The sequence below is a fragment of the Marivirga atlantica genome (assembly GCF_016734805.1).
Taxonomy (GTDB): domain Bacteria; phylum Bacteroidota; class Bacteroidia; order Cytophagales; family Cyclobacteriaceae; genus Marivirga; species Marivirga atlantica.
On the sequence record NZ_JAERQG010000003.1, the window covers coordinates 83,035 to 109,354 of the forward strand.

A 26,320-nucleotide genomic window follows, 5' to 3' on the forward strand; every position below is an offset into this window, starting at 1 on the left:
TCCTGCCATTGAACAATTCTTTTCTGTTCAATCAAATTCAATTGTATTATGCTCAATAAAATCATAAAATATTTCTTAGAGAATAAGTTGGTCACTGTTCTCGTCCTTACAGGTTTTGTAGCCTGGGGAATTGTAACTGCTCCATTTGGATGGCAAGTGGGTGCATTGCCTTCTGATCCCGTTCCGGTAGATGCCATACCAGACATAGGAGAAAACCAACAAATCGTTTTTACCCAATGGGCTGGCCGTTCACCACAAGATATTGAAGATCAAATCTCTTATCCTTTAACTACCTATTTATTAGGTATCCCAGGAGTAAAATCTATCAGAAGTTCATCCATCTTCGGTTTTTCCAGTATTTATATCATCTTCTCCGAAGATGTAGAGTTCTATTGGTCACGTTCCAGAATACTCGAAAAACTCAACTCACTACCCTCTGGCTTACTCCCTGATGCCGTACAGCCTGCATTGGGCCCAGATGCCACCGCCTTAGGGCAGGTGTATTGGTACACCATTGAAGGAAGGGACAAAAACGGAAATCCAACTGGCGGTTGGGACTTGCACGAAATCCGCACAGTTCAGGACTTCTATGTGAAGTATGGTTTAAATGCAACAGAAGGCGTTTCAGAAGTTGCTTCCATTGGCGGTTTTATTCAGGAATACCAAATTGATGTAAATCCTGACGCTTTGAAAGCCTACAACATCCCCTTGCATAAAGTCATGCAGGCAGTACAAAAATCCAATAAGGATGTTGGTGCAAAGACCATAGAAATCAATCAGGCTGAATATTTAGTTCGTGGTTTAGGATATGTCAAGAAAGTAGAAGACATAGAAAAGGCAGTAGTTGCAGTACAAGACAATGTGCCTATAAGGATAAAAGACATTGGTGTAGTATCTCTTGGCCCCGCTACAAGACGAGGTATTTTGGACAAAGATGGTGCTGAAGTAGTAGGTGGCGTTGTAGTAGCTCGATATGGAGCGAATCCCTTGCAGGTCATCAACAATGTAAAAGCCAAAATTATTGAAATAGCACCCGGCCTTCCCAAGAAAACATTGGCTGACGGTAGAGAAAGCCAGCTTACAATTGTCCCGTTTTATGATCGCTCAGAATTGATCTATGAAACCTTAGGTACACTGGAAGAAGCCTTGTCGCTGGAAATTCTCATTACCATTCTGGTGGTGATTGTGATGGTATATAACCTAAGAGCTTCATTCCTTATTTCCAGCCTTTTGCCCATTGCCGTGCTCATGGTGTTTATTGCCATGCGATACTTTGGTGTCGATGCGAATATTGTAGCACTATCAGGAATAGCCATTGCCATCGGAACAATGGTGGACTTAGGTATTATTCTTTCTGAAAATATCATCAAGCATATTGATGAAGCCCCACCAAGCCAAAAACTAATTGATACCATTTACAATGGAGCATCAGAGGTGGCCACTGCGATATTAACGGCTGTCTCTACCACAATTGTGAGTTTTGTCCCTGTATTTACCATGCAGGCAGCAGAAGGCAAGCTGTTTGGTCCTCTGGCTTTTACAAAGACTTTTGCCCTTTTAGCTGCATTGATCGTTTCATTGCTGATTTTGCCAACACTGGCACATTGGTTTTTCGGCTTTAATATTAAAAACAAGTTCTTAAAAAAATACGGCCACTACGGCTTAGTCCTTATTGGAATTATTAGCCTCTTTATTGGACAGGTTTGGACGGGAGTGTTACTAATTCTATTTGGAATCATCGGTATTGTAAAAAACATTGAACAGCTCAAAAATGCTTCACTTCCGACTGTAATAAAGTTCTTACTCAAGTATGCGGAATTAATCATTGTCCTGTTGGGAGTCATTTGGTTGCTGGCAAAATATTGGTTACCACTAGGTGCATCTAAATCCCTTCTCCTCAACTTTGTTTTTGTTGCCCTATTGGTCGGTGTTATACTCGGTGCGTTTAGGCTATTGGAATTTCAATACAAAAAAATCCTCACTTGGTGTTTAAATAACAAAATCAAGTTTTTGATTATCCCGACTATACTCATCCTATTAGGTGCAAATATTTGGCTTGGCTTCAATGCTGTTTTTGGTTTTGTCTCCAAGGGTTTTGAGAAGGTTGGATGGAATTTGGATCAGACCAAAGGATGGTCAGCCATGTCCCATACCTTTCCCGGGATAGGCAAAGAATTTATGCCTTCTCTGGATGAAGGAAGCTTTCTGTTGATGCCAACCTCAATGCCTCATTCCGGAGTAACATTCAATCGAAAGATAGTAGGCCAATTGGATATGCTACTTACCAGTATCCCCGAAGTAGAGCTAACGGTTGGTAAACTCGGACGGGTAGAATCAGCCCTTGACCCAGCCCCTATTTCTATGTATGAAAACATTATCAATTACAAGTCAGAATACATCCTAAACAAAAAAGGACATAGACAAAGGTTTAAGGTGGACAAAGACAATCGGTTCATTACTATTTCGGGAGATGCCCTTACTAACAAAGAAGGTTTGGAACAGGGCATAGAAGCGACTGCATTAATTGCAGATGATAATGGCGAGTATTACCGCAATTGGCGTGATCACATTCAATCTCCCGATGATATTTGGAATGAGATAGTAAAAGCCACCAAACTACCAGGTGTCACCTCAGCACCTAAGCTTCAACCGATTGAAACTCGGTTGGTCATGCTCCAAACAGGGATGCGAGCTCCTATGGGAATCAAGGTATATGGACCTGACCTGAAAACAATAGAGAACTTTGGATTGCAGTTGGAGAACGTTCTAAAAGGAGTGCCTTCTGTAAAGGCAGAAGCAGTATTTGCGGATAGAATTGTAGGTAAACCCTACATACACCTCAACATAAACAGGGATGAAATCTCACGATATGGATTGAATATAGAAGATGTTCAGCGGACCATAGAAACTGCAATTGGTGGAATGAAAATCACTTCCACTGTAGAAGGTCGAGAAAGATTTCCTGTCAGGGTACGCTATCCAAGAGAATTGAGGGATGACCCTGAAGCATTGGGTAAAATACTAATGCCTACACCCACAGGTGCTCAAATTCCATTATCTCAAATCATAGACTTTGAATATGTAAGGGGTCCACAAGCGATAAAAAGTGAAGAAACCTTTCTGGTTGGCTATGTACTGTTTGATAAACGTGCTGGTTTCTCGGAAGTCACCGTGGTAAACGATGCTCAACGCACAATTCAGGATAAAATTGATTCAGGTGAACTGACCGTACCTGCTGGTGTCAGCTATAAGTTTTCAGGGAGTTATGAAAATCAGGTGAGGGCAGAAAAACGACTTTCTATCATTGTTCCTTTGGTATTAGGCATTGTATTTCTCATTCTTTATTTCCAGTTCCGTTCGGTATCCACTTCATTAATGGTATTTACAGGTATTGCAATGGCTTTTAGCGGTGGCTTTATCATGCTATGGCTCTATGGGCAAAGTTGGTTTGCAGACTTCTCAGTCTTCGGCACAAATTTTCGTGATTTATTCCAAATACACACCATTAATCTGAGTGTGGCCGTTTGGGTTGGGTTTATTGCCCTCTTTGGAATAGCAACTGACGATGGAGTATTGATGGCTACTTATCTGGATCAAAGCTTTGATAGAAATAAAACAGATAATATAAAAGGAATAAGAGCAGCAACAGTGGAAGCAGGACAGCGCAGAATAAAGCCAGCAGTAATGACAACTGCCACGACCATCATTGCTTTACTACCTATCCTCACTTCTACTGGTAGAGGTTCAGATATTATGATACCCATGGCATTGCCTGCTGTTGGTGGGATGCTATTTGCTGCCATCACTTATTTCATAGTTCCGGTGATTTACTGCTGGAGAGAAGAACGTAAAATTTCAAAAGGCCAATCATGAAAAAAATAATCATAATCATATTCACGGCATTTGGCTTTTCCACATTAACAAATGCTCAGTCGTTAGATGACTATTTCAAGTTAGCGGCAGAAAACAATCCGGGATTGCAGGCTAAATACAAATCCTTTGAAGCTGCTATGCAAAAAGTAACACAAGTTAGCAGTTTGCCAGACCCCAATCTTTCCTTCGGTTATTTCGTGTCTCCAGTGGAAACAAGAGTGGGGCCGCAACGAGCAAGGTTTTCTTTGACACAAATGTTTCCATGGTTCGGCACTTTAAAAGCCCAGGAAGATGCTGCTACTTTAATGGCAGAAGCAACATATCAAGAGTTTTTAGATGCCCGAAACAAATTGTACTACCAAGTATCAGCATCATATTATCCACTCTATGAGCTGCATAAGTTGATTTCCATTGAAGAAGAAAATCAACGCATCCTGTCCTCATACAAAGAGATAGCCACTATTCAATTTCAAAACGATAAAGGCTCAATGGTAGATGTATTGCGGGTGGATATTATGCTCAAAGATGCAACTAGTAATTTGTCTATACTGGAACAAAAGCAAAAACCTCTTGTAACTCGTTTTAATAAGCTTTTGAATCGGTCTGATGACGACAATATTGTTGTTCAGGACTCTTTATTCACTTTTAGTTTACCTGCAAACTATCGTAAAGACTCGTTACTCGCGTCCAATCCTATTCTTGATGAATTGGAGTTGAAAATTGAAGCAAGTAAAGCAAGTGAACAAGCCGCAATCAAGCAGGGTCTTCCAAAACTTGGTGTAGGCTTAGATTATGTAATCGTAGGTCAACGTACGGATGTGTCATTACCTGATAATGGTCAAGATGTATTTATGCCAATGGTGTCTGTGAGCCTTCCAATTTTCAGAGGAAAATATAAAGCAGCACAAAAAGAAGCTCAACTCATGCAAGAATCTTATTCCCTGCAAAGAGAAGAAGCTGCTAACAGGCTAATCAGTTCCTATGACATGATTTGGTTCGAGATCCAAAAACAGATTGAGTTGATACAGTTATACGAAGAACAAATACAGGAGTCTAGGCAATCATTAAACCTTTTATTCTCTGCTTACAGCACTTCGGGAAAAGACTTTGAAGAAGTACTTAGGATGCAACAACAAATATTAAAGTATCAAAAAATGAAAGCTACTGCCTTGTCGGAATACCACATCGCATTAGCAGAACTGGATTATATCACAGCTAAATCGAAATAATCATGGAAAATAAACATCATAATCATACAAACGAAGATCACAAGCATAGTCATGAACACCATGACCATAGTAATCATAATAATGGCCATGAATCTCATGACCATCACCAGGGACATCATGCCCACATGATTGAAGATTTCAAAAAACGCTTTTGGATTTCTTTAGTCATCACCCTGCCTATCGTAGTGCTTGCACCAATGATACAGGGATTAATCGGTTATGAACTTCGCTTCAATGGTGATCGATATGTTCAATTCGTGCTTTCATCCATTATTTTCTTTTATGGAGGTTGGCCATTCCTAAAAGGTCTCGCAGATGAAGTAAAAAAGAAAGCTCCGGGTATGATGACTTTGATTGCTTTAGCTATTTCAGTAGCCTATTTCTACAGTTCAGCTGTAGTATTTGGACTTGGTGGCAAAATCTTCTTTTGGGAACTCGCCAGCTTAATCGTCATCATGCTATTAGGCCACTGGATAGAGATGAAATCCGTTATGGGAGCTTCCAATGCCTTGCAGGAATTGGCCAAAATGATGCCTTCAACAGCTCGCAGAATTAAAGAAGATGGGGAGCATGAAGATGTGCCTATTGATAATTTAAAAGGCAATGACACCATACTGGTAAGACCAGGCGAAAAAATCCCTGCTGATGGTATCGTATTGGAAGGTGAAAGTCATGTAAATGAATCCATGCTTACTGGGGAATCAAAACCAGTAACCAAACATAGAAATGATCAGGTTATTGGTGGTTCGGTCAATGACAATGGCACCTTAAAAATCAAAGTGAAGCATACGGGCAAAGATTCCTACTTGTCTAAGGTGATAGAAATGGTGAAAGAAGCTCAGGAAACGAAATCCAAAACCCAAAATCTGGCAGATAAAGCCGCTGCATGGTTATTCTACATCGCTTTAGGAGCAGGTATGACCACACTTGTAGTATGGTTGAGCCTCGGTAAAGACTTTGAATATGCATTAGAACGTATGGTAACCGTCATGATTATCTCATGTCCTCATGCTTTGGGCTTAGCTGTCCCTTTAGTAGTGGCCATTTCCACGGCTGTTTCTGCTAAAAATGGATTATTGATCAGAAACCGAACAGCATTTGAGAATGCAAGGAAACTAACCGCAATCATATTCGACAAAACAGGCACTTTAACCAAAGGTGAATTTGGGGTAACACGGTTTAAAAGTACTTTAGACAATTACTCGGACAATGAATTACTTCAAATTGCTGCGTCTATAGAAAATAGTTCTGAGCATCCTATAGCGGCAGGTATCGTTCGTAAGGCAAAAGCAAATGATTTGACTTTACAAGAGCCTGAGAACTTCCAAAATATTACAGGAAAAGGAATCAAGGCAAACCTAAAAGGACAGGAAATCAAAATTGTTAGTCCAGGAATGCTTACAGAGCAGGGATTTGACACTCCAGCTGATGCTTTTAAAACAGAGGATGAAACGGTAGTATTTGTTTTGATTGACAATTCATTGGCAGGATACATTGCCCTTGCAGACGAAATTCGACCAGAATCTTTATCAGCAATAAATACGCTAAAAGAGAGAGGTATAAAAGTTTACATGGCAACAGGTGATAACCAGCAAGTGGCAAAAGCAGTTAGCCAGCAACTCTCTTTGGACAACTTCTATGCAGAAGTACTCCCCGAAGACAAACAACGCATCATTAAAGAGCTTCAGGAAAAAGGTGAATTTGTAGCCATGACGGGTGATGGTGTAAATGATGCCCCTGCTCTTGCACAGGCTAATGTGGGGATTGCCGTTGGTTCGGGCACAGATGTAGCAGCCGAAACGGCTGATATTGTTTTGGTCAACAGTAACCCGAAAGACATTGCCAATTTGATTCTTTTCGGTGCGGCTACTTACAAAAAAATGATGCAAAACTTATGGTGGGCAGCAGGTTACAACATTGTAGCCGTTCCTTTAGCTGCTGGTGTTTTGGCAGGTGTTGGGATTATTCTCAGCCCTGCCATCGGTGCGGTTCTAATGAGCCTTAGCACTGTGATAGTTGCTTTCAATGCACAATTATTAAAAAGACAAATCAAGAATTAAGATGAAAAATATAAATAAAACAACAGTAATTATAGCCATAAGCACAATGGCTATCGGCTTGCTACTTGGCTGGATAATTTTCGGAAGATCCAATGAAAACCAAACGGATGAACATAACCATACTGCAATGGCAGATTCCGAAACAATTTGGACATGCTCTATGCATCCACAGATCAGGAAGAGTGAATCAGGCGATTGTCCTATTTGTGGTATGGACTTGATTCCTTTGGAATCCACAGATGGTGAATTAGACCCTATGGCAGTGAGCATGTCACCAACTGCCATGCAGTTGGCACAGATTCAAACTATGGTGGTTAATAAGGGTAAGGCTGATAAATCAATTCGTCTAAATGGAAAAGTACAGGCAGATGAACGTTTGCTATCTACCCAATCTTCACACATCCCAGGCAGGATTGAAAAGCTTTCAGTCAATTTTACAGGAGAATTTGTGTCGGCAGGTCAGGTTTTGGCAAATGTGTATTCCCCTGAATTGGTGACTGCACAAGAAGAATTGTTTGAAGCAAAAAAAATAAAAGAAACACAGCCTGCATTGTTTAATGCTGCCAAAGAAAAATTGAAAAACTGGAAACTCTCAGACAAACAGATTGATCAGATAGTCAAATCAAATAAGACCATAGAACAGTTTCCAATTCTCGCCAATGTTTCAGGATATGTAACTAAAAAAATGGTCAATCTGGGTGACTATATCAAACAAGGGGAAGCCTTATATGAAATAGCGGACTTATCTAAAGTATGGGTGCTTTTTGATGTGTATGAGTCAGATATGACTTGGATAAACAAAGGTGATGCGGTGATATACACAGTGCAATCAATACCTGGTAAAACATTTAAAGGAAAAATTAGCTACATCGATCCTGTTATCGATCCAAAGACCAGAGTGGCAAAAGCAAGACTTGAAGCAACAAACAAAGGTTTAATGCTCAAACCAGAAATGTTCACAACTGGAACGATAGAAGCAAAAACCAATACCAATTATACATCCTTAACTGTCCCTAAAACTGCTGTAATGTGGACGGGCAAACGCTCCGTAGTTTATGTGATGCAAATGTCAGCTCAAGGTATAAGTTTCATCATGCGAGAAGTTACTTTGGGTCCAGAATTAGGAGAAAGTTATGTGATTGAAGAGGGCTTGCAGCCTGGCGAAGAAATAGCAATCAATGGCACATTCAGTATTGATGCAGCAGCACAATTGGCAGGCAAACCAAGTATGATGAACCCGGAAGGTGGTGTAGCCATGACTGGCCACAACCATGGGGGAAATACCAATTCAAATATGGAAACAATGCCTGTTTCATCTAAGAAAACAACATTATCAGAGGATGCCAAAAAGTCTTTACAACCACTTTTTGACAACTACTTCAAATTGAAGGATGCGTTGGCAAGTGATGATTTTGAAGATGCTAAAGCATCGGGAGTAGCTATGAACAACTCCTTAGGAAAGATTGATATGAACCTTTTTAAAGGAGATGCACACTCTTTATGGATGCAACAATCCACTGCATTAAAACCTAGTTTACAGCATATTGAACATCTCGGTGACATCAAAGCCATTAGAGGAAAGTTCATCAGCATATCCAATTTAATGATTGCAATAGCAGAATCTTTTGCCCCATTATCCACTGCTATTTATATTCAGAATTGCCCTATGGCAGACTCTAACAAAGGAGCAGATTGGTTGAGTCTGGATAAAGAAATTCAAAATCCATATTTCGGAGAGTCAATGCTTTCTTGTGGCGAAAACACCAAAACAATAAAATGAAAGAGTGTTGCAAAATCGGAGACAATGCACCTCCCTCAATATTTAATAAATGGGCTTCCAGAATAATATGGGGTATCATATCCTTCATCGTTCTTGGCTTATCACTAATTCAAATGTTTAACTTCTAAATTTTAACACAATGAAAAAATCAAATTCAATCTTAACACTCGCTTTAGTAGCAGGTCTCTCATTTTCGCTTCTTGCCTGCGGAAATAGTAAATCAACCGATCATAACGATGATAATACTGAACATGATCATAGTGGTATCGATCATGCAGCCGAGCATAAAATGCCCGATGGTTCAGTTGTGGAAACGAGTGAAAATAAGTCCATTTCTCAATTAATCGATCAATACCTGGTAATTAAAAATGCCCTGGTTCAAGACGATTCAAGAGCGGCTGCCAGCGCAGGTCAAAAACTTGCAGAAACGTCTTCAAGTATAGACCTTAACACTTTTGAAGCATCCAAGCAGTCCGAGATTAAGGAAATATTGGAAGTAGTAAAAGAACATGGCGAACACATTGCCAAAAGTGAAATAGCACATCAGCGAGAGCATTTTGAAGGCATGACAAAGGACTTCATGGACATACTTGCAATCACAGGAACGGACAGAACACTATATCAGCAGTATTGCCCAATGTACAACAAAAATAAGGGAGGGTATTGGTTGAGTGACTCCCAAGAGATCAAAAATCCATTATTTGGCAGTAAAATGCTGACTTGTGGTTCGGTGAAAGAAACCATTTCAATGAAATGAAAAAATGGCTTAAATTATCTCTATGGATAGTTTTAATTGTGTTGGTGGGGATTCAATTTGTCCCCGTCCAACGCGATGAAATAGAACCAGTTACCAATGCTGATTTTATTGAGCATTACGAGTCCCCTATTGTCATTGGAAATATTATCCGAGCATCTTGTTATGATTGCCATAGCAACCAATCCAAATACCCATGGTACAGTAATGTTCAACCTATAGGTTGGTTATTACAAAATCATATTTCAGAAGGAAAATCTGAATTGAACCTATCTGAATTTGGCAACCTTTCGAACCGCATGAAACGGATGAAAATAAATTCAATCATTAGTCAAATTGCAGATGATAAAATGCCACTTCCTTCTTATGTGCTTATGCACTCTGATGCCAAATTGGATTCCTTAAAAAAAGCTCATTTGGTTAGTTACTTTGATTCAATATTAGTTGATATTGATAGGTGAAAAAAAAACCTTTGTTTTTTATAATGGAAAAATCTGTATTCAAAATATCACAAATGGATTGCCCTTCTGAGGAACAAATGATTCGGATGAAATTGGATGGAATAAACGAAATCAAACAACTTGAATTTGAGATACCTCAAAGGAAACTAACCATATTTCACATTGGCAATACTACGGAAATTGAAAGGATATTAGCAGAACTAAAATTAGGTTCAAAACTAATATCAAACACACAATCACAGGTAGTAATTGATGTAGAATCAGACCCAAGCAACCAACGAAAAATCCTTTGGGCTGTTCTTATCATCAATTTTGTCTTTTTTGTTCTTGAAATGCTATTCGGCTTGATTTCTAAATCTATGGGGTTGGTGGCAGATTCTTTGGATATGCTAGCAGATTCGTTAGTGTATGCATTAAGCTTACTGGCAGTAGGTCAAACATTAATTCGTAAAAAGAAAGTAGCTAAACTAAGTGGGTACTTTCAAATGTCATTAGCTCTATTTGGTTTATTGGAAGTCATTAGACGTTTTGTAGGATCTGATGGCATACCGATTTTTCAAAACATGATTATCATATCCTTTTTAGCTCTTTTGGCAAATTCCGTTTCACTTTACCTGATTCAAAAGGCGAAGAGCAAAGAAGCACACATGCAAGCTTCTGCAATTTTTACTTCCAATGATATTATCATCAATTTAGGTGTAATTTTGGCTGGAGGCTTAGTCTACTATTTTGAAAGTAAAATACCTGACTTAGTTATTGGTTCTGTTGTTTTCATTATTGTATTTAGAGGAGCAACAAGGATTTTAAGATTAGCGAAATAACCCCACCCTCACCCATGTGCTTCCAGTAGGTTCATTGCATTCGTTCGTACCTCACTCTTTACATTCACCCACTTCCTGCACCACACAGCAAGAGCACTCCTTCATTCCTTTCCGTTGCACTCCAATCCATTCAGTCATACACTTGCTTTTCCCAACGCACACCCCAACGCAGGTAAAGCGGTGTTCGTCAATCGTTCCGTTTTGTTCCGCAAAAACATATCTGCAAGGGTAAAATGTACTCCCTTCGGTCGCCCTTGCATATACCGTTCACTTACCAGGTGGTTTGTGCTCCAGTAGGTGCTCACCACCTGCCGTTCACTTGTTTTGCTTCACACACTACTCTCAATCCTCACTTGCAGCTACTTCATCCCCCCAAACCCCAATAAGGTGTTCGCTGTACTCACAGAAGAATTATATTGGGGGTCAGTCGCTGCATGTGTTTTTGCTCGCCTGCGGGTCGCTGCGGGCTGATCGGGCTGTCATGCTTTTTGCAATTAGTCCAGTGCCTACAGTCGCTTCATTTCAGTCTCTCGTTCCTCTTTCCTTTCATTCAGCCACTTTCAGCACCCCACACAAGAGTAGCTCATTCACTTCACTCAACGAGCCGACACAGTTCCATTCCGCAATCCGTCTGTTATGCCTTCAATTAGTATTTGGTGGATTTATTAAGATGTCAAATACTCCAACACCAATAACAGCCAGTAATTGCTTCATTCCACCCAACAAATCGTTTCGTTCCGTTCAATCGCTACCCTTGCCTTTCCCGACCCTAATGCAAAAAATCACGCCAGCCCTGCCGTAAACGGTAGCTGTCTGCCGCCCTCATTCTTCGGGCTTTTGCAGCCACCACCCTTGCTCCACTCGCAGGCGGCTCGCATAAATGGCTACGCCTTAGTTTACCTGCGTTCACACAGCAATTACATTTAAGCATGTCAATGACTCTTGTATTTAAGTATTTGCTTAAACATTAAACTAAATTTCTTTTCTTTGCGTTTATTTAAGTAATCACTTAAATACGATTCATTATGACCAAAACATGTATTAGAGTTTATGCTGATGAAAAACAGATCAAGCAGTGTAAGCAAGACATTGAAAAAGTAGGTGATGCAGTAAACCGAATAGCAAGGGCACTTAACCTTGCTGGCAATGAGGTACGACTAAAAATTCTGTTTCTATTGGACAAGGAATCCAAAATGTGTCCATGTGATCTTAGCGATATTCTGGGTATGACAGTTCCTGCCATTTCTCAGCATTTGCGAAAGCTAAAAGACGCAGGGCTTGTTGAAACAAACAAAGTAGGACAAACAATTTTTTACTCTATTTCTGAATCCAACAACCTCATTCTGAATCCAATATTTAAGCTGTTAGAACCAGAAAATGAATCAGTACTATGAAGGACAAGAAATCAAGCTCATTAGCATTGACAAGCGCATTGACGGCTATTAGTGCATCACTTTGTTGCATTACACCAGTGTTGGCACTACTTGCAGGATCAAGTGGAGTAGCTGCAACATTTTCTTGGTTAGAACCTTTTCGCCCTTGGTTGATTGGAATAACTGTAGTCGTTTTGGCATTTGCATGGAATCAGAAATTGAGACCAAGAACGGAGGAAGAAATTGCCTGTAATTGTGATGAGGAAAAACCTTCTTTTTGGCAGTCAAAGAAATTCCTAGGTATAGTGACGGTATTTACAGCGATCATGCTAGCATTCCCTTATTACTCGGATGCCTTTTACCCTGAAACCAAACTATCAGAATCAGAAAATGTCAATCTCGAATCAACCTACGAAATCAATATTACTGGAATGACCTGCACGGGATGTGAAGAACATGTGAAACTTGAAATTGGAAAACTACCTGGCATTTCTGGTTTAGAGGTTTCTTATGAAAAAGCGAATGCAGTGGTAACTTTTGATGAATCTAAAACAGACATTGAGAAAGTAAAATCGGCTGTTGACAAAACAGGTTACAAAGTAGAATCAGTAAACAAATCAAAATGAGTGAAGTAGTTCTTAAATCAACAATTACTTGTCCTAAGTGTGGACATCAAAAAGAAGAAACCATGCCAACAGATGCATGTCAGTATTTCTATGAATGCGAAAACTGTAAAGAAGTACTTAAACCCATACAAGGTGATTGTTGCGTTTATTGCTCTTATGGTACAGTAGCTTGCCCACCAATCCAAGAAGGTGGTAAAAGTTCATGTTGTGGGTAAATCAGACAATCAAAATAAAGAGAGCAGCAAAGTTAGGTGGGTTCGCACATGCCCACCGCACAACCGGATTGCCAAGGTCAAGCCCTACGGGTTTTGATAAAAATCTCCACCCTACGGGTAGTATTTTTCCCAAAAACCTTGTCAACCGTGCCACACCCACCTTTTCAAGAGCTTTCTCTTTTCTTTTTTTCCCTTTTTTCTTTTCTCTTTTGAAAATGTCTGTGCGAAGCGCAGCGAGCATAATTCTAATGGCTTGCTATATGAAATCGTTTCGCTTGAAAACACACAGACTAGGAACCACCTACAACAAACCCCATTTCTTTATCCTGAATAAAGGATTGAACAGTGGTAAACCACTCAATACACCATGCCCGAATTGTTTTGTTTGTATTGTTGAAAATGAAGCAGATAGGGAATTTTTATACTGGCTATGCTTCGGACTGTGGAGGTCTAAGTCATTCCATTTCTATTTGAAAGGCTCGGTGATTCCATTCATAACTATTGACGAGATCCGAAAGGTTATAAGAGAAAGTGAAGTCAAAGCAAGCACCAAAGAGAAGGCATTTGAAAAGTCGATTCAGGCACTAAAACTATTGGATGTCAACGAGCAAAAAATCAAGCTCACCTTAAAAATGATAGATACTGCCAGGCAGTCAATATTCCACAACCTAATGAAGGAAACAGGGGCAGGATAGCTTCTTGATCTGACAAAAGAACAGGGCAACAAAGGCAAAATAAAGCACACCAAAGCAACAGCACCTAAGAATGAATCTTCGCCTGTTTCTTGTAGTATTTTAGATGGTGAAGGGCAAATCCATGGTAAGTCCGTGTCAAGTCCAAGCAAATGTTTAATCCTTTAAAAATCGTAAAAAGATGGGAAAAATTAATCAAGGTATTCTCGGTGGTGTCTCCGGACAGGTTGGGAATGTAATCGGTGGAACTTGGAAGGGCATCGATTACCTAAGAATCAAACCTTCCAGTGTAGCGAACCCAAGAACTGAAGGTCAAGTTGACCAGCGTTCAAAGTTCTCAATTGTATTGAAGTTCTTGCAGCCAATGACTGACTTCCTTAGAGTTGGTTTTAAGCAGTATGCCAACAAGATGACCCAATTCAATGCGGCCATGTCATACAACCTGAATAATGCCATTACAGGAGCTTACCCCAACTTCATGGTAGACTATGCAAGTGCATTGGTTACAAGAGGCAACTTGACTGGTTCTGCGAATGGTGCAGCTTCTTCTCCAAGTGCTGGAAACGTAGAAGCTACCTGGACAGACAATTCAGGAAGTGGTAGTGCTCAAGCAACGGACAAAGCTCTGATTGCTCTTTTGAATACCACTAGAGGTGAGGCAGTTTTCACAACTGCGGGACCAGCAAGATCAGTTGGTACAGCAACCATTCCAGTGCCTTCTGAATACTCAGGAGAAGACGTTGAAGTCTTCTTAGGGTTTGCATCAGAAGACGGAACTAAAGTTGCTAACAGCTCTTATTTAGGCTCTGTAACAGTTGCGTAAAGCGATTGGTGTTTTCGATAAAAACCGCTTCCTTTGTGAGGCGGTTTTTTTATGTCCACTCCGCTCCATTTTTCCTTTCTTATCCCTTATTTTGCTATTAATCAGCTATTTCTGTTGCTAATTCGTTTCTACTACTTTAGCAACATGCTGATATACAGTAAGTTAAATTAATATCAAATATTCTGTATCGGGAAGTAGGTTGGGAGGAAATCACGACTTATAGCATTGATTCAACAAGCATCTTAGAAAGGCACACTTTACTAGTCTGAATAATGAGAGTTGTTTAGCGGGTTAAGTAGATTGAGGGTCTAAAACGAAATCTACATTAAAGTAAAACTATTTAATAAACAATTACGTCTTAAGAATTCATAAGGTAAAAGGGGGATGTTGAATTAATAAATTTATTTTAATGGAAATTAAAATAATAGTAAAAATCCCTTTGAAGGTGATTAAGTTGTTATTAGCAGCATTGATTGTGTTGTTTTCTTAATTGAAGAACTACTAGTCGTGATAAACGGTACGCTAATTATTTTAGCGTGGATGAGAAAAAGCAGTTAAAAAGGAGATTGTTTAACTGTTCATCCGAGTGGTGAAGGTCTCCGCCCCTCTTTTTACTTTTTTAATTAACATTATCAGTTCTACCAAAATAACTTAGAGGTCTACAACAGTTTTTCTGTACCGTACCATAGATATCTTTATATGAAACCTTAATATATAAATCCTTCATAATCTGCCTAATTGATTCACGTTGTTCTATAGCTTCATCAATACTCATATCAATCTCAACTTCTACAAGTTTATAATTTTCTCCTTTACTTAAAAAAAAGTCCTTATATCTAGAGGCATAGAATTTATATTTAGCTCCTTTAGATAATTTCATAGGTAGCCAATCAATTAATGTATTTTTCTTCTCCAAATTAGGTACTTCTTTATATACTTCGATATCAGTAATTTCAGCTGGGCCAATTCCTACATTTGTTATCCCTACATATAACATATTTTCGAAATCACCATAACCAATATTTATTAAAGGTACAATGGACTTCTTATTGTGTTCCCTTTGAACGTATAGTGTACCAAAAGCTGCTATTGCAATTAATCCAGTAATTATAACATTAATAATCTCCATATTATCATAATTATGTTTAACACCTTCGTTTTGTCATGTTTAGGTATTAATTTAACACATGAGCAACAGAGGTAAAACAATTCATTTAAAAACCAAGAAGCTAAAATCAACTAAGCTTTCCTACTATCTACAGATTTATAACCCTATCCCTGATAACTAGCCAGTTCTGGAGGTTAAGCACTAATATTAATTTAGTTTCTAATAAAAAATAACTATTTTTATTAAAGCTACTACCTTAAAATAAGCATCATGAATGCACCTACAGCCACCATTACTGATAAAGGTGATTATCTGATCGTCACTGAAATTGGTGAAAGAACAAGTCTTCTGGATATAGTTGAAGATGTAAAAACTGTCTATGAAGCTGCCAAAGCATATGACAACAAGTATTTATTAGTTGACTTCCATCAGGTAAATAATATTGTCCCTCAAACAGATGCTTTTAATCTGGTAAGAATTTTTGAGAGTAAGTTTCCAGATTTAAGCGACCTTACCTTTTCTTACATTACTAATGATGAGAGTTTGCAACTCGTAAAGTTCTGGGAACATATAAGTAATCAAAGAGGATTTAAAATTAAGGTTTTCACCAATTTTGATGAAGCACAAAACTGGCTGATTTCTGAAATAACAAAGGTAGCTTAAGCATGAGTATCTTAATATAGATAGTAGTCCTTAAATTATACCCATAAGAAATCGCCAGGAATCATATAGCAGTTTACATTTTTGATGTATACTTCTTATTTAGGTAATCTATCATGGTTTTCAAGCATTTTTATAATGCTATTTAACATATAATATTTTATATTTATCATGTACTATTAGTTCTTTCAACCTACCAAGCACGATGGATATAAAAGTCCTTATCATAGAAGACAACCCTATTACAGGTCAGGATTTAAAAGAAATTTTGGAAGATTATGGGATGCTGGTTACAGGAGTGACTAAAACTAGAAGTGAGGTATTGATGTCTATTAATGGACAAAGTCCTGATGTATTATTAGTTGATATTAACCTTAAACATAATGATGATGGTATAGAAATAGTTGATGAACTTCTCAAGACTTATCATTTCCCGTTTATCTATTTAACAGCTAATTCAGATGTAGAAACGGTCAAAAGAGCTTTCAAGACCAACCCAGCTTCGTACTTAACCAAACCTTATGATGATAAAGATGTAATAATTGCACTTGAGCTAGCCTTTAATAACCATTATAGTAAAGTCATACAAGAAGGTGTTAAAAATAATCCTTTCATATACTTAAAAGGAACTAACGATTTTGAAAAAGTTCATGTTGATGATGTCTTATTTTTACAAGCTCAAGGAAGTTACACTGTATTTTTTACTTCTAATAAAACCTATACACTAACTAGTAATTTAACGCATAGTAAGGAAAAAATAGAACACCCATCATTCTTAAGAATTCATCGTTCATATGTTGTTAATACCAAGCATATAAGTGCTGTTAAGAATGACTCACTACTTATTGCTAATCAAACACTACCAATAGGAAGAAGCTATAAAAATGACATAAAGCATAAACTGCAAAAGATATCATGAAAATCATGATTCATTTCTTATTAGGAGTGATCAGTCTTTTACCGAACCTAAAAGTAGCGCAGCAAGATGCGAGTTCTTTTCCAACAGCATTTATTTCTTCAGATAGTATTCAACTAGTCTCCCGAACCCCCTATTGGGTCAGAGTAGATATCCCTAAGGTACCAAAATCAGGAAATTATGTAGTACAAGCCGGCAACTGGTATATGCGTAATATGCAATTCTATGATCACAATTATAAGCTGATAGGTAGCGGAAATAATACGCTCCTGAACTTGAATAAAACAGAAAATACTACACTCTACATTTACTATGAGTTTTATGATGAAAAGGCCAATATTCCATTCAATATTCAGCTTTATCCTGCTTTAGAGTTTAAGGATAAAGTGAACCAGATGAATATTTTTCAAACAGCATTTTTTACGATGTTGAGCTTTCCTCTTCTTATTTCACTTTTCTTTGCTAAAAAGAATACAGAACGCGTATATCTATTTTATTCATTATACATCTTATCTGTCTTTTGGTTTTTCGGATATCAATATGGCTTAATAGGTAAATTATTTAAGGGTATTAACCACGTTTCACCTATATGGATTTGGCTTTCAGGCTTCACAATAACACTTTTTTATGCACTTTTTTCTGTCCATTTTTTAAATCTAAAAGAAAGGGATGTTAAAGCCTACAAAATAATAAAAGCAGGTATTATTTATATACTAGGTTTAACCTTCGCTTCGCTTGTTCTTTACATATTTAGAATTGACGCCCAGCATGCACTTTGGTATAAATTACCAACTATTGCTATTCAGTTGGTTCTTATTTTCGCGGTTCTCCTACGCGTGTTTCAACTACAAGGTCATCTCAAGAACTATTATCTCACTAGTGTTATATTATTGATTGTAATATCCATTGGAGGACAAATCATGTCCACTATTCAGTTAGTCAATAATTTCAATTACATCATACAAGCTGGCTTAGTAATGGAGATATTTATTCTCTCTATTGGTTTAGCGGTTAGAGTTAATTTACTCCGTGAAGAAAAGGATATGGCACAAATTGAACTGATAAGCCAGCTAAGACTAAATGAAAGCTTACAGAAACAGTATACTGAACAACTTGAGGCAACGGTATCATCAAGAACACAAAACTTAAAAAGACAAAACAAAGAAATTCAGGTACTGCTGAAAGAAATTCATCATAGAGTAAAAAACAACCTACAAATGATTATCAGCCTCTTGAACATGCAGCAAAGAAGAACTAATTCTGAAGCTTCTAAATTGACATTACTCTCAGCCAAAAACAGAATTAAATCCATCGCTTTAATTCATGAACACCTTTATTCACACAATGATTATGGACAGATCGCTCTGCATAAATACTTGCCAAAGCTTATAAACTTACTAATAAGCTCAATGCATAAAGGCTACCCTATTAAAACCAATATTGCAATTGATGAAGTTAATGAAAGTATCCAAACCAGTATTTCAATAGGCTTGATTATGACAGAATTGATTACTAACAGTTTAAAATATGCACTACGCAATCATCCAGCTCCAGAACTGGAAATAACTTTAGAAGAGCTAAATAATTCAGTTGTTTTCTCTGTAAAAGACAATGGTAATGGCATTGATGATACCCATGCTAATGGTATGGGATACTCTATCATTAATGGTATTTTAGATAATGCTGAATCAAAACTAGAGCAAAATGTAAATGATGAAGGTTTTACTGTAAAGGTAACTTTGAAGTTATAAAACTTGAAATAATGGAAATAGCAGACATTTTTCATACGACTGAACCCTTTGAAAGATATGGAACTGAGTATTTTCTAGTTCTCACTTTTTATGTGCTAGCGGGCTCTTTACTAATATACCTGGGCAGAAATGTTAATGAGTTAAAAAAAATTAGAATACTCAAGTCGATAGGCTTTATATTATCTGCCATTATTGTATCCTGGATTATTACTGAAAGCTTATTGGGGCGTTTTAATTATAAAAACGACTTACCGATCATATTCTGTAATTTCACTGCACTAGTAATCCCTTTCTATTTTATATATAGAAAACAAGTGACCTTTGATATGCTCTATTACATTATATTTGCCGGAGCTATTCAGGCAATTATTACTCCCGGACTAAAGTTCAATTTTCCACACTATGAATTCCTTAAATTCTGGACTGTTCATGTAGGTTTAATCATTTTCATTTTATATGAAATGATCGTTTTTAAGAAACTACCTTCAAGAAAAGGAATATTCACCTCTTTCTTAACTGTACAGCTTTATGTTATAGTAGTTTTTATACTTAATTCTATAATAAACACCAATTACTTATATCTGAATACGCCTCCCGATAATGGTACGCTACTAGATGCTTTAGGTGGCTGGCCTTATTATATTATCTGGATGGACCTGATTTTAATACCTTACTTTATACTTTTGTACCTACCCATTTTTTTAATAAAAAGAAAAAGCAAGCAACTATCCTAAAAGTTGCCTGCTGCTTTAATATTTAACCTAAAATTATACTAGTTATTTCTATCGAGAAAATCTCCTGTCGCATTGTTTAAAAATGTATTGGCATTTTCTGCGGCCAGAAAATCATACTGCCTATCAGAAATTTCAAGTACTACACCCCAACCTTTACTATCTGTAAATGTGCAATTAGTAAAATCAAAATTGATATTAGATGATGAAGTTTGAGTATCCTTAACTACAATATTTCCTTGTTCAGTTGCTCCTGTAAACATTACATTTCCACCACCACTTATATTTAGGTAATCAATGCTATGTGCTACATTAGCCATGGTATTTAAGAATACTCCTCCCCAACCAGCACTAAGATCAGTAGCTTCAAAAATAATAGGATTTGCCTCCGTACCTCGAAAATCCGTTGCTAAACGATTACCAATGGTTAAAGAGGAACCGTTATCGAATTTAATGTTCACACCTTCCTCTACTATTAAAGTTTGTGTAAAACCTACAGATAAATCTAAGTTTTGATCAATCCTATAAAAATTGTCATCATTTAAATCAGGAATTGTTATTTCTGGAGCCGAACTATTACTTGCTCTGGCTTTAAGCAAAATAGCAGGAATAGAAGTTATTTCATTTGTAAAGGTTACCGAAGAACTGACTGCAGCATCTACAAAATCAATTGGAAGAATTAGTGCCTCTTGAGCACAATTTGAAAAAGTAACGGTACTTAAATTAGGAAAACTGTTGTTAGCCGAATAGAAACCATATCCACCTGAATTATTAATTTCAACATTAGTGAAACTGCTATTATTGTTTACATATAAGGCTGATTGAATATCATTGCCAGTTACACTATGAGCTGCTGAACCAGCATTATCAATGTGCACATTTTCGAGTGCCAAAGAACCACCACTCAATATACCCTTCCAGCCTGTTCCATTTACACCACTTATAATAGAACTATTGGCTGATTTACCTGATATTGTTCCACCTGCAGTAAGTACTAGCCCTGTATTTTCATCCATAGTTAAGTTCTTACCTTCTTCAAAGAGTAATGATATAGGCTTGCCTAAACTCACTCCATTTGTAAAATGATAATTGGTATTACCAGCTGCAATGTTAAAAGCATTATCATTTGTTGAAAGCGAAGTTTCTCCTTGTCCATTCAAGGTTACTACTGCCTCTGCATCGGAAAAAGTATTTCCTCTGATTAAATTAATATTAAAAAAGGAGCTATGAATGGCATCGTGTTGATCGAAAGTATTACTGTAAATCCCTTGACCTGTAACGAATGCATTCTCAAGTAAATTAAGGTTAATACCCGATGAATTCTCGAATACAGAATTGTCGAACTCTATATTACCCTGATCAACTGTAATAGTAGCAGCTTGATAGCCTTCAAAAGCAGAGCCCCCAGCACCTGAAATGATGCATCCTGAATTGATTAATTTTAGATTACCTGATTTCACCAAAATTCCTTTCCAATTATCCCCAGAAAACTTAACCAAGCCAGATTCGTTTCTTTCATCGATATTTGTTAGTTCTCCCCCATTATCTATAATAATTCCGGCATTCTCACCAAATGCTATATGCACACCATTATTAATTGTTAACGTTTTACTATCTAAGATGAGCATTTCATTCACCTGGTAATCAATCACTGTATTATCAAAAGGTGTTATATCAATCAATTCATCCAGATTAGCTAGCATACTATTATTCAGCTCAACAATACCCGAAACTGTGACAACAACTCTGTCATTGCTGAAGGTATTTCCACTGGTTAATTCGAGCAGAAAATCGTACTGACCATTAACCTGAGGCGTAAATGAAAAGGTTTCTTCTTTATCAGGTGTTTGCAAAACAGATCGACCCAACTCGTACCTATTTCCATCAGAAGTAATTATAGGTGCAGGTCCATTCTGGTAAGTAAGAACAAAATTGCCGGATGCATTACCTGGAATAATTGATTCTGAGAAGTCTATTACTACTTCTTCTCCTAAGCCAACACTAAAATCATCTAAAAGTACAGCAGTAAGTTGCTCATTTGTTGTGGTTCCGTCATCATCCTCATCACAGGATGTAAATAGTATTATAGGCATTAAAAATACTATATAGATTGCTATATGTTTAATATGTTTCATTTTTCTAATTATTTAAGGTTGTTATTATTTAAAGTAGCCCTCCCCTTTCTTAAGGAGAGAGCGTTTCGGGCTTGGCAAAATCTCCAAAGCTTATCAAGCCCTGAAGATTTGCATATATAAGCCCTAACCTGAACTTGCAATTTTTTGAATGAGATTTTTCATTTATTAAGCTTTAGAGTAAAACAATATATTTCAATTTTAAATTGAGATATTTATATTTTATAGCAAAAGCTTTCTTTGTGAACGACAGCTTTTCTTTGTGAATGACAATGTTATTTAAAAATGAAAAGGTGGTCGGCTTTAACTTATGGGTTGAAGCAATAAGCCATATAATGAACTTCCTAGGTGTTTATTTAATAAGATTGATGTAAACACTTTCCTATACCACAAGTTAGTGAGTCAAACTTTATTAAATGAACTTCAGGAAACTATTCGATTTCTTAAGAGGCCTCAACACAGAAGGAAACAACAATAAAGCATGGATGGATCAGCACCGATCGCTCTATGAAGAAATAAGAGATGAATACAAGCAATTTCTTGATGTGATGAATCAGGAGTTTGCCCAGATACATCCTAACTATCATGATACCCCAGGTAGAAAAGCCATCAATAGAATCAATAACAACAAGGTGTTTCACCCTAATAAACCCACTTATAAAGATCACTTCGGGGCTGGTTTGGATCAGTCAAAGAATCATGCTGACTTCTACATCCATTTAGGCATTAATGAACGTTTTGTGGCAGGAGGTTTTTACCATGCGCCCAACGACATTCTTAATAAAATAAGAGATGCAATAGACTACAACGGAGAGCAATTTATGGAGATTATCAATAAGCCTGATTTTAAAGCATATTATGGTGAATTAATGGATGAAGATGCTTTAAAAACTTCACCGAAAGGCTATTCACAAGAACACAGATTTATAGAGTTACTCAGATTGAAGAGCTTTGCAGTATCGCATGATCTCACTCAAAAAGAAGTAATAGGCGGTGGATTTAAAGAGGAGTTGATTAAAGCGTATAAATTACTATTACCCTTCAGGCAGTATCTAAATCAGGCCGTTGCTTTTGAAGAATCTTGATTAATTTAAGCTATATCATCCTCTAGTGAAATAACATATTCTACCAAATTATCTTCCCTACCAAGCCCCAGTTTCTTGCGTAATCGATATCGTGCGGTTTTAACACTCTCAGGGGAAATCCCCATTACTGTGGCTGCCTCCTTTAGGTTCATATTTAGCTTGAGTAGTGCACAGAGTTTAAGTTCATTATTAGTAAGGTCGGGGTATTTGCCTTTCAGCACACTAAAGAAATTGCTATGAACTTCTTCAAACTGTCGCTTAAAATCCTGCCAGTCTTTATCAATGTGGACGCTGCTACTTACAGTCTTTTTAAGGGCGTTTAATTTTCTGATGGTTTCCTGATCTTGTGTTTTCTTAAGCTCATCAATACTTGATTTCACTTCCTCCATCAATTCATTCTTCTGGATAAAGTTGAGCGTATAGCTTGTTAATTCTTTATTCTTAAACTCAATTTTCTGATTTAGTTCAATTTCCTTTAAGCGAGCATTTTCTAACTCAGCTTGTGACAAGGCTTCATTTGCCCTGTATATTTCTTCATTTTTCTCAAATAGCTCCTTTTTACGCTTTATGTTAATTCGCTGCCGGCTATAGATGAAATAAGAAATAATAATGACAGCAAGTATGCCTACGATAAGTAGGTTTCTCCATAAGGCACTTATTTGCGAATCTCTTTTCAATAAGCTCACCTCTTGCTCCTTCAATTTGAGTTCCTGAGCGTTTTTCTCCAACTCATATCTATTCTCTAATCTTACAAACTCTCGTAACTTCTCAGCATTGAAAAGGGAATCCTTCACTATATTATACAGCTCAGCATATTCTAATGCCTGCTGATAGTTTCCCCTATCTTTTGCAAGCTGTTTCAATTTCAGATAGATGTCTCTTTTTAGCTTTTTGGAACTTATAAGCTCAGCTTCCTTTAAGGATTTTTGCAGATAAAGATCAGCCAACTGATAATCACCCTTTTTCATATATATAATCCCTAGATTATAAAGGTTGGAAGCTTTTCCGTTGAGGTCGTTTGTTTGATTCTGGATCACAATAGCTCTATTTGTGTAGATCAATGCACTATCTAAATGGCCAGATAATTGAAAGAGCATGCCTAAATTAGATAATGCTGTGGATTTACCATATCTATAATCTTCAGCTACACTTATACTGAAAGCCTCATTGAATTTGCTTTTGGCCAAATCAATCAGTCCTTGTTTTTGATAAAGTTCACCTATATGATTAAGCGTATTTGCTGATCGTTTCGGCCTGTTCAGTTGCTGAAAAGTACTCAGCGCCTCTTCATAATATCTTAAGGCCTCATCAAAACTATTCTGTTCATGGTAAATAAGGCCAGTATTCATCTTAACATTGGCAATATTGAGGGTATCTTTCAAAAGCTGATACTGAGAAAGTGCTGTTAGGAGCACATCCAGACCTTCCTCATAATTGCCTTGTGCCCAATTAGCTACACCAATAGATCTATTGGCCATAGCCATACCTTTCAAGTAGGACTGATCTTTAGCAATTTGTAGTGCTTCTCTACTTAGTGCTTCTGCCTTAACAGGATCAACTATCCAGTTATTATAGCTCAGTTGATTTAGCAGATCAGCTCTTACAGAATCTCTGGTTTGATAGGTTCTTAATACATTCTTTAAGCTATCAGAAGTAGGCTGTGCATTAAGCTCAGTAAGATGTAAGAAGAACAGAAGAGTAATTAGATATTTGGTCATTCTACAGATTCTCTAATAATAGTAACATACAAATATTAGCTATTTATTAATCCGATGCCTATTAATTACATTATATCTTTCTCACATTGTTGCTTGTACTGAGCTTGTTAATGATAAATCTTACCCATTTCATTTTCCGAAGAAAGAATTTCTGTTGGCCCAAAAGAAATGCAAATCCTATTAATAATATTTGATAAAGGGGAATTACAAATATAATGTACAATGCAATTTTTGACGGTATGCTTGTGGAGTTGTCAATTCCTATATAATCAAATATGAATGATTTGAGTAATACTGCGGTTGTGCCAGTAAGTGCAAAAACACACAAAACTAGTATCACCTGAAACAAATTTTCAAGCTTCCACTTTCGCTTTAAGCGGTTTAAGAAGACTAATTTTTTAAGCTTCATAATGGTTTCTTTTAAAGGTTGACGGATTAACCAACTATTTTAAAGGTGACTATTCGAAGAATAATATAGATGACACACACCAAAACTAACTTGGCATTTTCTCCAAAATAACTTTCAACTCTTTGATTAAATAAATTTATAATAGCTTTCATTTTAATTAATATTTTAGGTGTTAAAATACCCGAGATACATTGAATCCAAAGTGCACATCACCATTGAAGAAATCTCCTGAAGTTTCTGTGATAAATCCCTTTTCAATCATGGATCGACTATTGGTTAAGTGCAGCTGGAATACATGTCCTCCGGTTTCAATATCAACTCCTACAGCAATTGAATTGTAGTTGGTATCTGCTTCAGGTACATCAAATCGATAATAATATTCCGCATTAAGAGAAATACGCTGGCTCATTTTAAGCCTACCCCCCACTCCTAAAGCGTATACATCACTATTTTCCTGATCTTCAAGAATTTGGTTTCTGTGAACCAAAGTAGGCATCAACTGCATGGAAAACAGGCTGCTGAACTTACGGGCTATCAATAGCTGATGAGTATATACTAGCTTTGATGCTGTTGTATTAAAGCCCTCCTGCCCCTTCAAACTCTTTAATGCAGCACTTGTTAAATAAGCCAAAGAAATAGGCATCACCTTGCGTCCTTTGCTTTGTCTTAGAAGTTTTAGTTTAAAGAAAGTATCAAAGGTTTTTTCAAAAGAATTTCTACCTAAACCAATGGTAATTCTATCTGACAATCCGTACTCAAAACCTAATCTGATATTGGCACCATCGATGCCAAAAAGCTCATAGGCTCCAGAATTCAATCTGCCGAAACGGTGAGAAATTAGAAACTCGAAAGCCTTAGCTTTTCTGGTTTGTACTGTATGTCCATTTATTAAACGACTTCCCTTAAAAGTAGCTTCTGCATAAATAACAGGATCTTCAGTATTGTCATTAAGTAATGCCATTAAATCATTGTCCTGAGCGCGGAGCTGTAACATGAAAAGAAGAAGCATTATAGTGTAAGTATATTTCATAATTGTTTCTTAACTGGATAATTAATTAAATCACTTGATAAGGAGGAACCATACACATGCAATTGTCCCTCCT

Annotated in this window: 22 protein-coding genes; 17 read left to right on the forward strand and 5 right to left on the reverse strand. The window is 37.2% G+C overall.

What is annotated here, in order from left to right; translation table 11 throughout:
* The first annotated feature begins 48 nt into the window (after positions 1-48).
* The 12 genes from JKP34_RS12065 to JKP34_RS12120 all read left to right on the forward strand — a co-directional run bounded on the left by JKP34_RS12065 (position 49) and on the right by JKP34_RS12120 (position 14,707).
* Positions 49-3,873, forward strand: a complete 3,825-nt coding sequence (locus JKP34_RS12065) for an efflux RND transporter permease subunit (RefSeq protein WP_201921690.1) — start codon at positions 49-51, stop codon at positions 3,871-3,873.
* Positions 3,870-5,102, forward strand: a complete 1,233-nt coding sequence (locus JKP34_RS12070; RefSeq protein ID WP_115869569.1) for a TolC family protein — start codon at positions 3,870-3,872, stop codon at positions 5,100-5,102. Before JKP34_RS12065 ends, JKP34_RS12070 begins: the two co-directional genes overlap by 4 nt.
* Positions 5,103-5,104: 2 nt before the next feature.
* On the forward strand, positions 5,105-7,162 hold the full coding sequence (locus JKP34_RS12075; RefSeq protein ID WP_115869568.1) for a copper-translocating P-type ATPase: 2,058 nt from the start codon (positions 5,105-5,107) through the stop codon (positions 7,160-7,162).
* 1 nt (position 7,163) lies between these two features.
* Positions 7,164-8,942 (forward strand): efflux RND transporter periplasmic adaptor subunit, encoded by a 1,779-nt coding sequence (locus JKP34_RS12080; protein ID WP_201921693.1) that lies wholly within the window; start codon positions 7,164-7,166, stop codon positions 8,940-8,942.
* 139 nt (positions 8,943-9,081) lie between these two features.
* Complete coding sequence (locus tag JKP34_RS12085; RefSeq protein WP_201921695.1) at positions 9,082-9,699, forward strand: DUF3347 domain-containing protein; 618 nt, start codon at positions 9,082-9,084, stop codon at positions 9,697-9,699.
* A complete protein-coding gene (locus JKP34_RS12090; protein ID WP_201921697.1) occupies positions 9,696-10,157 on the forward strand; it encodes a heme-binding domain-containing protein in 462 nt (153 codons plus the stop codon). Before JKP34_RS12085 ends, JKP34_RS12090 begins: the two co-directional genes overlap by 4 nt.
* A gap of 23 nt (positions 10,158-10,180) precedes the next feature.
* Complete coding sequence (locus JKP34_RS12095) at positions 10,181-10,978, forward strand: cation transporter (RefSeq protein ID WP_014022303.1); 798 nt, start codon at positions 10,181-10,183, stop codon at positions 10,976-10,978.
* A gap of 1,025 nt (positions 10,979-12,003) precedes the next feature.
* A complete protein-coding gene (locus JKP34_RS12100) occupies positions 12,004-12,372 on the forward strand; it encodes an ArsR/SmtB family transcription factor (protein WP_201921700.1) in 369 nt (122 codons plus the stop codon).
* Complete coding sequence (gene merTP, locus JKP34_RS12105; RefSeq protein ID WP_201921703.1) at positions 12,369-12,977, forward strand: mercuric transport protein MerTP; 609 nt, start codon at positions 12,369-12,371, stop codon at positions 12,975-12,977. The genes JKP34_RS12100 and merTP overlap by 4 nt, the downstream gene beginning before the upstream one ends.
* On the forward strand, positions 12,974-13,192 hold the full coding sequence (locus tag JKP34_RS12110) for a GDCCVxC domain-containing (seleno)protein (protein ID WP_014022306.1): 219 nt from the start codon (positions 12,974-12,976) through the stop codon (positions 13,190-13,192). The genes merTP and JKP34_RS12110 overlap by 4 nt, the downstream gene beginning before the upstream one ends.
* Before the next feature lie 275 nt (positions 13,193-13,467).
* Positions 13,468-13,887: a DUF6943 family protein gene (locus JKP34_RS12115; protein WP_236664992.1), complete on the forward strand. Its 420-nt coding sequence runs from the start codon at positions 13,468-13,470 to the stop codon at positions 13,885-13,887.
* A 178-nt stretch (positions 13,888-14,065) separates the two neighbouring features.
* Positions 14,066-14,707 carry a DUF6266 family protein gene (locus JKP34_RS12120; protein ID WP_201921709.1) on the forward strand — a complete coding sequence of 214 codons (642 nt, stop codon included), beginning with the start codon at positions 14,066-14,068 and terminating at the stop codon, positions 14,705-14,707.
* 619 nt (positions 14,708-15,326) lie between these two features.
* Here the strand turns inward: JKP34_RS12120 and JKP34_RS12125 are convergent.
* Complete coding sequence (locus JKP34_RS12125; protein ID WP_201921713.1) at positions 15,327-15,836, reverse strand: hypothetical protein; 510 nt, start codon at positions 15,834-15,836, stop codon at positions 15,327-15,329.
* Positions 15,837-16,085: 249 nt separating this feature from the next.
* Here JKP34_RS12125 and JKP34_RS12130 point away from each other — a divergent pair, with 249 nt between their 5' ends.
* The 4 genes from JKP34_RS12130 to JKP34_RS12145 all read left to right on the forward strand — a co-directional run bounded on the left by JKP34_RS12130 (position 16,086) and on the right by JKP34_RS12145 (position 19,876).
* On the forward strand, positions 16,086-16,478 hold the full coding sequence (locus JKP34_RS12130; RefSeq protein ID WP_201921716.1) for a hypothetical protein: 393 nt from the start codon (positions 16,086-16,088) through the stop codon (positions 16,476-16,478).
* Positions 16,479-16,680: 202 nt separating this feature from the next.
* Complete coding sequence (locus JKP34_RS12135; RefSeq protein WP_201921720.1) at positions 16,681-17,394, forward strand: LytR/AlgR family response regulator transcription factor; 714 nt, start codon at positions 16,681-16,683, stop codon at positions 17,392-17,394.
* Positions 17,391-19,142, forward strand: a complete 1,752-nt coding sequence (locus JKP34_RS12140; protein ID WP_201921724.1) for a histidine kinase dimerization/phosphoacceptor domain -containing protein — start codon at positions 17,391-17,393, stop codon at positions 19,140-19,142. Before JKP34_RS12135 ends, JKP34_RS12140 begins: the two co-directional genes overlap by 4 nt.
* Positions 19,143-19,153: 11 nt before the next feature.
* Positions 19,154-19,876 carry a YwaF family protein gene (locus tag JKP34_RS12145; protein WP_201921727.1) on the forward strand — a complete coding sequence of 241 codons (723 nt, stop codon included), beginning with the start codon at positions 19,154-19,156 and terminating at the stop codon, positions 19,874-19,876.
* A 38-nt stretch (positions 19,877-19,914) separates the two neighbouring features.
* On the opposite strand, the gene JKP34_RS12150 is transcribed toward JKP34_RS12145, so the two are convergent.
* Positions 19,915-22,008, reverse strand: a complete 2,094-nt coding sequence (locus tag JKP34_RS12150) for an autotransporter outer membrane beta-barrel domain-containing protein (RefSeq protein WP_201921730.1) — start codon at positions 22,006-22,008, stop codon at positions 19,915-19,917.
* Between the two features lie 413 nt (positions 22,009-22,421).
* Here JKP34_RS12150 and JKP34_RS12155 point away from each other — a divergent pair, with 413 nt between their 5' ends.
* Entirely contained in the window at positions 22,422-23,090 is a 669-nt protein-coding gene (locus JKP34_RS12155; RefSeq protein ID WP_201921733.1) for a DUF2461 domain-containing protein, read from the forward strand.
* A gap of 5 nt (positions 23,091-23,095) precedes the next feature.
* Here JKP34_RS12155 and JKP34_RS12160 read toward each other — a convergent pair whose 3' ends face one another.
* The 3 genes from JKP34_RS12160 to JKP34_RS12165 all read right to left on the reverse strand — a co-directional run bounded on the left by JKP34_RS12160 (position 23,096) and on the right by JKP34_RS12165 (position 26,247).
* Complete coding sequence (locus JKP34_RS12160) at positions 23,096-24,808, reverse strand: tetratricopeptide repeat protein (RefSeq protein ID WP_201921736.1); 1,713 nt, start codon at positions 24,806-24,808, stop codon at positions 23,096-23,098.
* A 70-nt stretch (positions 24,809-24,878) separates the two neighbouring features.
* On the reverse strand, positions 24,879-25,217 hold the full coding sequence (locus JKP34_RS18355) for a DUF6787 family protein (protein ID WP_317193703.1): 339 nt from the start codon (positions 25,215-25,217) through the stop codon (positions 24,879-24,881).
* A 172-nt stretch (positions 25,218-25,389) separates the two neighbouring features.
* Positions 25,390-26,247 (reverse strand): DUF5777 family beta-barrel protein, encoded by an 858-nt coding sequence (locus JKP34_RS12165; RefSeq protein ID WP_201921739.1) that lies wholly within the window; start codon positions 26,245-26,247, stop codon positions 25,390-25,392.
* Between the last annotated feature and the right edge of the window lie 73 nt (positions 26,248-26,320).

Excerpts from the sequence above, each read along its gene's own strand:
- JKP34_RS12065 (WP_201921690.1), top strand. The coding sequence starts at position 49 with ATGCTCAATAAAATCATAAAATATTTCTTAGAGAATAAGTTGGTCACT.
- JKP34_RS12070 (WP_115869569.1), top strand. The coding sequence starts at position 3,870 with ATGAAAAAAATAATCATAATCATATTCACGGCATTTGGCTTTTCCACA.
- JKP34_RS12075 (WP_115869568.1), top strand. The coding sequence starts at position 5,105 with ATGGAAAATAAACATCATAATCATACAAACGAAGATCACAAGCATAGT.
- JKP34_RS12080 (WP_201921693.1), top strand. The coding sequence starts at position 7,164 with ATGAAAAATATAAATAAAACAACAGTAATTATAGCCATAAGCACAATG.
- JKP34_RS12085 (WP_201921695.1), top strand. The coding sequence starts at position 9,082 with ATGAAAAAATCAAATTCAATCTTAACACTCGCTTTAGTAGCAGGTCTC.
- JKP34_RS12090 (WP_201921697.1), top strand. The coding sequence starts at position 9,696 with ATGAAAAAATGGCTTAAATTATCTCTATGGATAGTTTTAATTGTGTTG.
- JKP34_RS12095 (WP_014022303.1), top strand. The coding sequence starts at position 10,181 with ATGGAAAAATCTGTATTCAAAATATCACAAATGGATTGCCCTTCTGAG.
- JKP34_RS12100 (WP_201921700.1), top strand. The coding sequence starts at position 12,004 with ATGACCAAAACATGTATTAGAGTTTATGCTGATGAAAAACAGATCAAG.
- merTP (WP_201921703.1), top strand. The coding sequence starts at position 12,369 with ATGAAGGACAAGAAATCAAGCTCATTAGCATTGACAAGCGCATTGACG.
- JKP34_RS12110 (WP_014022306.1), top strand. The coding sequence starts at position 12,974 with ATGAGTGAAGTAGTTCTTAAATCAACAATTACTTGTCCTAAGTGTGGA.
- JKP34_RS12120 (WP_201921709.1), top strand. The coding sequence starts at position 14,066 with ATGGGAAAAATTAATCAAGGTATTCTCGGTGGTGTCTCCGGACAGGTT.
- JKP34_RS12125 (WP_201921713.1), bottom strand. The coding sequence starts at position 15,836 with ATGGAGATTATTAATGTTATAATTACTGGATTAATTGCAATAGCAGCT.
- JKP34_RS12130 (WP_201921716.1), top strand. The coding sequence starts at position 16,086 with ATGAATGCACCTACAGCCACCATTACTGATAAAGGTGATTATCTGATC.
- JKP34_RS12135 (WP_201921720.1), top strand. The coding sequence starts at position 16,681 with ATGGATATAAAAGTCCTTATCATAGAAGACAACCCTATTACAGGTCAG.
- JKP34_RS12140 (WP_201921724.1), top strand. The coding sequence starts at position 17,391 with ATGAAAATCATGATTCATTTCTTATTAGGAGTGATCAGTCTTTTACCG.
- JKP34_RS12145 (WP_201921727.1), top strand. The coding sequence starts at position 19,154 with ATGGAAATAGCAGACATTTTTCATACGACTGAACCCTTTGAAAGATAT.
- JKP34_RS12150 (WP_201921730.1), bottom strand. The coding sequence starts at position 22,008 with ATGAAACATATTAAACATATAGCAATCTATATAGTATTTTTAATGCCT.
- JKP34_RS12155 (WP_201921733.1), top strand. The coding sequence starts at position 22,422 with ATGAACTTCAGGAAACTATTCGATTTCTTAAGAGGCCTCAACACAGAA.
- JKP34_RS12160 (WP_201921736.1), bottom strand. The coding sequence starts at position 24,808 with ATGACCAAATATCTAATTACTCTTCTGTTCTTCTTACATCTTACTGAG.
- JKP34_RS18355 (WP_317193703.1), bottom strand. The coding sequence starts at position 25,217 with ATGAAGCTTAAAAAATTAGTCTTCTTAAACCGCTTAAAGCGAAAGTGG.
- JKP34_RS12165 (WP_201921739.1), bottom strand. The coding sequence starts at position 26,247 with ATGAAATATACTTACACTATAATGCTTCTTCTTTTCATGTTACAGCTC.